Source organism: Acinetobacter sp. 1566109, from assembly GCF_000582255.1.
Classification (GTDB): domain Bacteria; phylum Pseudomonadota; class Gammaproteobacteria; order Pseudomonadales; family Moraxellaceae; genus Acinetobacter; species Acinetobacter nosocomialis.
The window spans coordinates 109798-117756 of sequence record NZ_JEYB01000004.1 but is presented as its reverse complement, the minus strand read 5'-3'; the positions used below and the strand labels follow the sequence as shown (position 1 = coordinate 117756).

Annotated in this window: 7 protein-coding genes; 5 read left to right on the top strand and 2 right to left on the bottom strand. The window is 39.3% G+C overall.

Annotation, left to right across the window (positions count from 1 at the left end; all coding sequences use genetic code 11):
* Together J582_RS07970 and typA are read right to left on the bottom strand one after the other, a co-directional pair.
* Positions 1-97: MscL family protein (locus tag J582_RS07970; protein WP_032047701.1), on the bottom strand; the 97-nt coding region annotated here is incomplete at its 3' end.
* 255 nt (positions 98-352) lie between these two features.
* Complete coding sequence (typA, locus tag J582_RS07965; RefSeq protein ID WP_001280092.1) at positions 353-2188, bottom strand: translational GTPase TypA; 1836 nt, start codon at positions 2186-2188, stop codon at positions 353-355.
* 178 nt (positions 2189-2366) lie between these two features.
* On the opposite strand from typA, the gene J582_RS07960 reads away from it, so the two are divergent.
* From J582_RS07960 to J582_RS26950, 5 genes are all read left to right on the top strand, one after another.
* Positions 2367-3725 (top strand): uracil-xanthine permease family protein, encoded by a 1359-nt coding sequence (locus tag J582_RS07960; RefSeq protein WP_032047700.1) that lies wholly within the window; start codon positions 2367-2369, stop codon positions 3723-3725.
* Positions 3726-3791: 66 nt separating this feature from the next.
* Complete coding sequence (locus J582_RS07955) at positions 3792-4805, top strand: class I SAM-dependent methyltransferase (protein ID WP_002051385.1); 1014 nt, start codon at positions 3792-3794, stop codon at positions 4803-4805.
* 21 nt (positions 4806-4826) lie between these two features.
* Positions 4827-6287: an amino acid permease gene (locus J582_RS07950; protein WP_006580341.1), complete on the top strand. Its 1461-nt coding sequence runs from the start codon at positions 4827-4829 to the stop codon at positions 6285-6287.
* 277 nt (positions 6288-6564) lie between these two features.
* Positions 6565-7770 carry an RtcB family protein gene (locus J582_RS07945; RefSeq protein ID WP_032047698.1) on the top strand — a complete coding sequence of 402 codons (1206 nt, stop codon included), beginning with the start codon at positions 6565-6567 and terminating at the stop codon, positions 7768-7770.
* 3 nt (positions 7771-7773) lie between these two features.
* Entirely contained in the window at positions 7774-7932 is a 159-nt protein-coding gene (locus J582_RS26950; RefSeq protein ID WP_032047697.1) for a hypothetical protein, read from the top strand.
* The last annotated feature ends 27 nt before the right edge of the window (positions 7933-7959 follow it).

Genomic DNA, 7959 nt, shown 5'->3' with positions numbered 1-7959 from the left:
CGATTTTGCCAAAAGCACCACCAATAATTACACCAATGGCTAAATCCATCATATTGCCTTTAATGGCAAATTCTTTAAATTCTTGAATAATACTCATCTAAACATCTCCAGATGTAGGGGGGAGGAACACATCATATTTTTCTTTTTTCACTGGCCTCTTATCCGTCTAGATAGTACTCGCCATGATATTGATAATTTAATATTTTTTTCAAAAAAAGAAAGCTATTTCACACTTTAACAACATATTTGCTTACAAGAAAAATATGACTTTAAGTTTACTTTCAGCTTTACCAGTAAGCAATAAAAAACCGCTAAACGAATTTAGCGGTTTTTCTTTTTCATTTAAGAAAAATTATTTATCACGGTTACGTTTACGTTCGTTTTCAGTCAAGTAACGCTTACGGATACGAATTGATTTTGGAGTAACTTCTACTAACTCGTCATCTTCAATAAATTCAAGAGCTTGTTCAAGCGTAAATTCAATTGCAGGTGTTAAAGTTAAAGCATCATCAGTACCAGACGCACGAACGTTAGTTAACTGTTTCGCTTTAGTTGGGTTTACAACCATATCGTCTGAACGAGAGTTAATACCTACGATCATACCTTCGTAAACTTCTAACTGTGGTTTAGCAAATAAACGACCACGGTCTTGTAAGCTGAATAATGCATAGCCCAAGCATGTACCTTGAACCATAGAAATCAACACACCGTTTTGACGCTTCGCAACAGTACCTTGTTTAAGAGGACCATAGTGAGAGAAGCTTGAAGTCATAATACCAGTACCAGAGGTCATGGTTAAGAATTCAGAACGGAAACCAATTAAACCACGTGAAGGAACAGTTGCTTCAATACGGATACGGCCTTTACCGTCAACTTCCATATTGGTCATTTCACCTTTACGGTGACCCATTTGTTCCATTACAGCGCCTTGGTGCTGCTCTTCAACGTCAAACGTTACGTTTTCGTAAGGTTCTTGTTTTTCACCATCAATTTCTTTAATGATTACTTGCGGACGTGATACACCTAATTCGAAGCCTTCACGACGCATATTTTCAATTAAAACTGAAAGGTGAAGTTCACCACGGCCAGATACTTTGAAACGGTCTGGACTGTCAGTATCTTCAACACGTAAAGCTACGTTGTGAATTAATTCGCGGTCAAGACGTTCACGAATATTACGTGAAGTTACGAATTTACCTTCTTTACCAGCAAACGGAGAGTTGTTTACTTGGAAAGTCATAGACACTGTAGGTTCATCTACAGATAAAGGTGGTAATGCTTCAACATTTTTCGGATCACAAATCGTGTCAGAAATGTTAAGTGCATCAATACCAGTAATACATACGATATCGCCCGCAGATGCAGAATCAACATCAATACGCTCTAAACCATGGTACCCCATGATTTTTAAGATACGACCGTTACGTGTATTGCCTTCTTTGTCAATTACAGTAACAGGAGTATTTAATTTTACAGAACCACGTTGAATACGACCAACACCGATAACACCTACGAAGCTGTTATAGTCAAGTGATGAAATCTGCATTTGGAATGGACCATCAACATCAACAGCTGGTGGCTCAACGATGTCTACAATCGTTTCGAACAACGGAGTCATGTCTTCTGCAAGTTCTTCAGGAGCAGGACCCGCTACACCACGTAAACCTGATGCATAAACGATTGGGAAATCAAGTTGCTCATCAGTTGCACCAAGGTTATCAAATAAATCAAATACTTGATCGATTACCCAGTCTGGACGAGCACTTGGCTTGTCAACTTTGTTGATAATCACGATTGGTTTTAAACCACGAGCAAAGGCTTTTTGAGTCACAAAGCGAGTTTGTGGCATTGGGCCTTCTTGTGAGTCAACAAGAAGTAGTACGCAGTCAACCATCGACATTACACGTTCTACTTCACCACCGAAGTCGGCGTGTCCCGGGGTATCTACGATGTTGATACGGTAAGTTGTATCTGTACGTTTGTCTAACCAAGTAATAGCGGTGTTTTTCGCTAAGATGGTAATACCACGTTCACTTTCAAGCGCATTCGAGTCCATGACACGCTCAATCTCGCCTGCTCGGTCACCGAGAGCACCTGATTGCTGAAGTAGTTTATCGACAAGTGTGGTTTTCCCGTGGTCGACGTGCGCAATAATTGCGATATTACGGAGATTTTTGATATCTGACATGAAAATTCGAAACGCCTAAAATTTGAGGGCAAATTATACAGAAAAACACTACTCTTGAGTAGTGACAGTTTATTGACATTGACAAAAAAAATTTCCAATAGTCTGTATTTCGTTTTGTAAAGATAGGTATCTCGATTAGAATAGCGCCAATTTGCGAAATTGCGGCGTATTTACTCCCATGTCCAATCAACCATCACAAGACCGTCTTGACCTCGTTTATGGACTAGATGACCGACCAAAACCCTTCGTGGCTTTTCTAGCAGCTTTTCAACATTTGCTTGCAATTATTGTCCCGATTGTTACACCTGGACTTCTCATTTGTTTAGCTTTGGGCGTTTCACGTACCGAAACTAACATGATTTTATCCATGTCTTTGGTCATTTCAGGAATTGCAACTTTCTTACAATGCAAAAAAGTTGGTCCTTTCGGTGCAGGTCTACTCATTGTTCAAGGAACAAGCTTTAACTTTATTGGACCAATTATTGGTATCGGTAGTGCAATGGTTGCTGCAGGTACACCAGTAAATCAAGTTATGGCTGCTATTTTTGGTGTGGTGATTGCTGGTTCATTTATTGAAATGGGTGTTTCACAAATTCTGCCATGGGTAAAAAGACTGATTACTCCGCTTGTGACAGGTATTGTTGTCCTTCTGATTGGCTTGACACTTATTAAGGAAGGCTTGATTAGTATGGGTGGTGGTTATCAAGCCATGCAAGATCATACTTTTGCAAGTTCTGATAACCTTATAATGTCTTGTACAGTTCTTGCCATCATTATTATCTTAAACCGCATACGCATAGTGTGGATTAAAAGCTCAGCTATTTTGATTGCTTTAGTTATTGGCTACATTCTTGCCGGCTTCATGGGTTATTTAGATTTCTCTGGTCTAAAAGACGCCCCAGTCATTCAAATTCCAACACCGATGCACTTTGGCTTAAGCTTCTCATGGGGCTTATTCATTCCAATGGCATTCATTTATTTGGTGACTTCATTAGAAGCAATTGGTGATGTCACAGCAACCAGCAAACTTTCAAACCAACCTGTAGATGGCCCTCAGTGGATGCAACGCATTAAAGGTGGCGTGTTAGTAAATGGCGCAAACTCTTTACTTGCAGGATTATTTAATACTTTCCCTAGTTCTGTTTTTGCCCAAAATAATGGTGTTATTCAACTCACGGGTGTGGCTAGTCGTTACGTAGGGATCTGGATTGCAGCTTTACTCATTATATTAGGGCTATTCCCAGCTGTAGCGGGTGTAATACAAGCTGTACCACAGGCAGTATTAGGCGGAGCAGTTATGGTAATGTTTGGTGCAGTTGCTGCCTCAGGCATTAACATTCTTTCATCTATCCATCTCGATCGTCGCGCACTTTTAATTATTGCGATCTCACTTGCACTCGGTTTAGGTGTTGCCCAAGTTCCACAAATTTTGGAGCACTTGCCAGAGTTATTTAAAAATATTTTTAGTTCTGGTGTAGCAACAGGTGGTATTGCAGCACTAATTTTAAATATTGTTCTGCCTGAAACCCACAAATAACCTATTTTTTAATTTTTTGATTACTGCCCAGTTTCCACTGGGCATTCTTCTTCATGAGAGATGTACATGGATCCTAGAAGTGAAGTGGTATTAAGACAGCAAGACTATTTAAAAGGTAGACTCTTGTTGATTAATGCACCCAATGATGCCTTAGTCAGTCAATTACCTACTGCGGTTGATGCCTCAGTCTGGACATGGAATTATGCTGACTACCAAGGTTTCATTAATACAGGTACCCCAGCACATTTCTCAGTTGAGTTTCCATCACAAGAATTTGATCAGGCTTTAATTTTTGTGCCTAAATCAAAAGAGCTTTTAAACTATATATTGCATGTAGTGATGAGCCATTTAAAAGCTGATCAATCAGTTTTTCTAGTAGGCGAGAAAAAAGGCGGTGTTGAAAGAGCAGCTAAACAATTACAAAGTTTTGGCCAGATACTTAAACTCGATAGTGCACGCCATTGTCAATTATGGCATTTAAAAATTGAAAAAACTGAAAAGATCAAACCTCTTGAAAGCTGGTTAAAAACCTATACTGTTCAAGCAAATGAACAAGAACTTACCATTTGCGCGCTACCTGGCGTTTTTAGTCAAAATCATTTAGATGTCGGAACTGCTGTTTTACTCCCTTATCTAAATCAGGTGAAATCAGGTAGAATTGCCGACTTCGGGTGTGGTGCGGGAATTATCAGTTGCTATTTGGCAAAAGTAAATTCAAGTAATATTATTCATGCCCTAGATATTGATGCCTTCGCTTTACGGTCAACGGAAATGACTTTTAGTCGAAATGGAATAGGTTCAGACCAGTTGAGATTGCAGCCCGTTACGGGAATTGCAGACGCCCCAACAGAACTTGATGCCATTGTCAGTAATCCCCCCTTTCATCAAGGTATTCATACCAACTACGATGCAAGTGAAGGACTCTGCCAGAACGCTAAAAAACATTTAAAGGCATCAGGTGAGCTATGGATTGTAGCAAACCGTTTTTTAAACTATCCAATCTTAATCGAGAAGCACTTTGGTCAGTGTGAGATTAAAACTGATCTACAAGGCTTTAAGGTGTTATATGCCTGTGCATAACAAACTATGTAAGGAATCTCCATGAGCGAAACACATGCTCCTGAAAAACTCCAGCGAAAGCTTGGGGCTCGTCATCTGAATATGATCGCCATTGGTGGTTCCATTGGTACAGGTCTCTTCCTTGCTTCTGGGTCAACCATTGCAAATGCAGGTCCAGGTGGGGCGTTACTCGCCTATTCCCTCATTGGTATCATGATTTATTTCTTAATGACCAGTTTGGGCGAACTTGCAACTCATACACCGACATCTGGCGCATTCTTCACCTATGGCAGTCGCTATGTGGAAGAAGGCTTTGGTTTCGCACTAGGTTGGAACTACTGGTATAACTGGGCAATCACGGTTGCGTTTGAACTCGTTGCAGTACAGTTTATTATGAAGTTCTGGTTTCCAGATATTCCCGGGTTCTATTGGAGTGCGCTCTTCCTCGTCATTATTTTTATGATTAATGCGATGAGTGTAAAAGGATTTGGCGAAAGCGAATTCTGGTTTTCAATGGTTAAAGTTATCGCTATTGTTGCCTTCATTATCATTGGTATTGCCATGATTATTAAGGTGATGTTGACACCAGGTGTGGCCACTTTTGGTAATTGGACTTACAAAGATGCGCCTTTTGTAGGTGGTTTACAAGCCATGATTGGTGTTGCCATGATTGCAGGGTTCTCATTTCAGGGAACCGAAATGGTGGGTGTGGCTGCGGGTGAATCGAAAGATCCAAAGAAAACGATACCACTTGCGATTAAACAGATTTTCTGGCGAATTTTATTATTCTATGTATTGTGTATTTTCATTATCGGTACACTCATTGCCTATGATGATCCAAACCTATTACAAGCTGCGACAACAGAAAATGTTGCACTTTCTCCTTTTACCTTGCTTTATGAAAAAGTAGGCTTTGCTTTCGCTGCGAGCTTAATGAATGCGGTTATTTTGACAGCTATTTTGTCGGCAGGTAACTCAGGTATGTATTCGTCTACCCGTATGTTATTTGATATGGCTCAACAAGGCCGCGCACCAAAATGGTTTGCAAAACTCGACAATCGTGGTGTTCCAATGAATGCCTTATATGCGACTACATTTATTGCTGCATTCTGCTTCTTAACGACTTTTATTGGGGAAAAACAAGTCTTTAACTGGCTTCTCAATATGTCTGGGATGTGTGGTTTCATTGTTTGGCTAGGTATTGCAATTTCACATTATCGTTTCCGTAAAGGTTATATTGCTCAAGGTTATAAGCTCGACGATCTTGCCTACCGTGCTAAGTTTTTCCCATTTGCTCCATGGTTTGCCTTTATTCTTTGTTCTGTCATTATTTTAGGACAAAACTATCAAGCTGTTTTAGGTGGAAAAATTGACTGGATGGGCTTACTTTCTACCTATATTAGCTTGCCTTTATTCTTAGTAATTTGGCTCGGATATAAATGGAAAAATAAAACTAAATTAATACCTTACGATCAAATGGATGTAAAACCAGAGCAAGATTAATAGTAAGCTTAAAGAGCTAATCAAAAATAACTAAATGTCAAAAACTTGATCTTTAGTTAAAAACAGGTAAAATGCCGTTCAGATTTTCAACGGCACTTTTTAAAAAAGGAGGACATCATGCCAACACTACAAGGTAAAACACAGTAACGATTTGGCACGATGTCAGCTCACGGACAAGTGTACAAATTTAATTCACTTGTCCGAATGCTCGAATTTAAGACCTAGCATTCGCTAGGTTTTTTTATGCCTATTCGGACAGAAAAATAAGAGAAAAATTATGGGCATACAAAAAATATTAAACGAAGAGGCACTGTATGGTGTGCCGGTTAAAATTTTCACTCAAGATATAGATAGTGAAAGTATCGAACAACTAAAGAAAATGGCACAACTGCAATTCATATACTCACATATTGCTGTTATGCCAGATGTTCACGTAGGAAAAGGCGCGACTGTAGGTAGTGTTATTCCGACTAAACATGCAATTATTCCAGCTGCAGTCGGTGTAGATATTGGTTGTGGAATGAATGCAATTCGTTTGAGTCTAAAAGCATCACAACTTCCAGATAACTTAAGCTGTTTACGTGATGCAATCGAACGTAAAGTACCCGTCGGTTTTGCTTTACATAAACAGGTCAAAGCTAAGGCGTCGAGTATTATTCCACTCGAAAAGCGTTTACAACCGATTATAAAGAAACATCCAGGTCTAGTTCGTATGCTTCGGCAGTTTGATGCAACTTGGCAAAAACAATTAGGGACATTAGGAGGTGGTAATCATTTTATAGAGTTATGTATTGATGAAAATCAAGATGTATGGGTCATGCTCCATTCAGGTAGTCGCGGTCTTGGTAATGTCATTGGTACTTATTTTATTGAACTTGCCAAGAAAGAAGTACAACATCGCTTCGGGCATGTACCTGATAAAGACCTAAGTTATTTTGCTGAAGGTTCAAATAGTTTTAATGATTATGTAGAAGCTGTGGAATGGGCACAAGAATATGCTTTCGAAAATCGCAAAGAAATGATGCGATTAATCTTAGAAGCAATTCGACCTCTTCTACCCTCTTTTCAAATGACAAAAGAAGCAATTAATTGCCATCATAATTATGTAAGTCGAGAAACCCATTTTGGTGAAAATCTTTTAGTTACCAGAAAAGGAGCGATTAGAGCGGGTTTAGATGAGTTAGGAATTATTCCAGGTTCTATGGGAGCACGCTCTTATATTGTTAGAGGAAAAGCTAATCCTGAGTCTTTTTGTTCTTGCTCTCACGGAGCTGGCCGCAAAATGAGCCGAAGCAAGGCAAAAATACTTTTTAATCAACAAGACTTAATTGAACAAACGCAAGGAATTGAATGTCGTAAAGACAGTGGTGTTGTCGATGAGATTCCAAGCGCTTATAAGGACATTGATGAAGTTATAGCGAACCAGTCAGATCTTATTGAAGTGGTCCATACACTTAAACAAGTTTTATGTATTAAAGGTTAAAACATGAAAATTAAAGAAATGCCAAAAATTAAGGCTCGCAACCACGTAGCCCTTTCACCTTTACTTCAAAAAGGTGGCATGCATGAGACAGAAAAACCTCGTGCACAGCATCGTCGAGATAGACAAGATACTAAACAGCAATTAAAAAAAGGTTTTTGGTAAAACTGATCTAACCATGAACAATTGAGT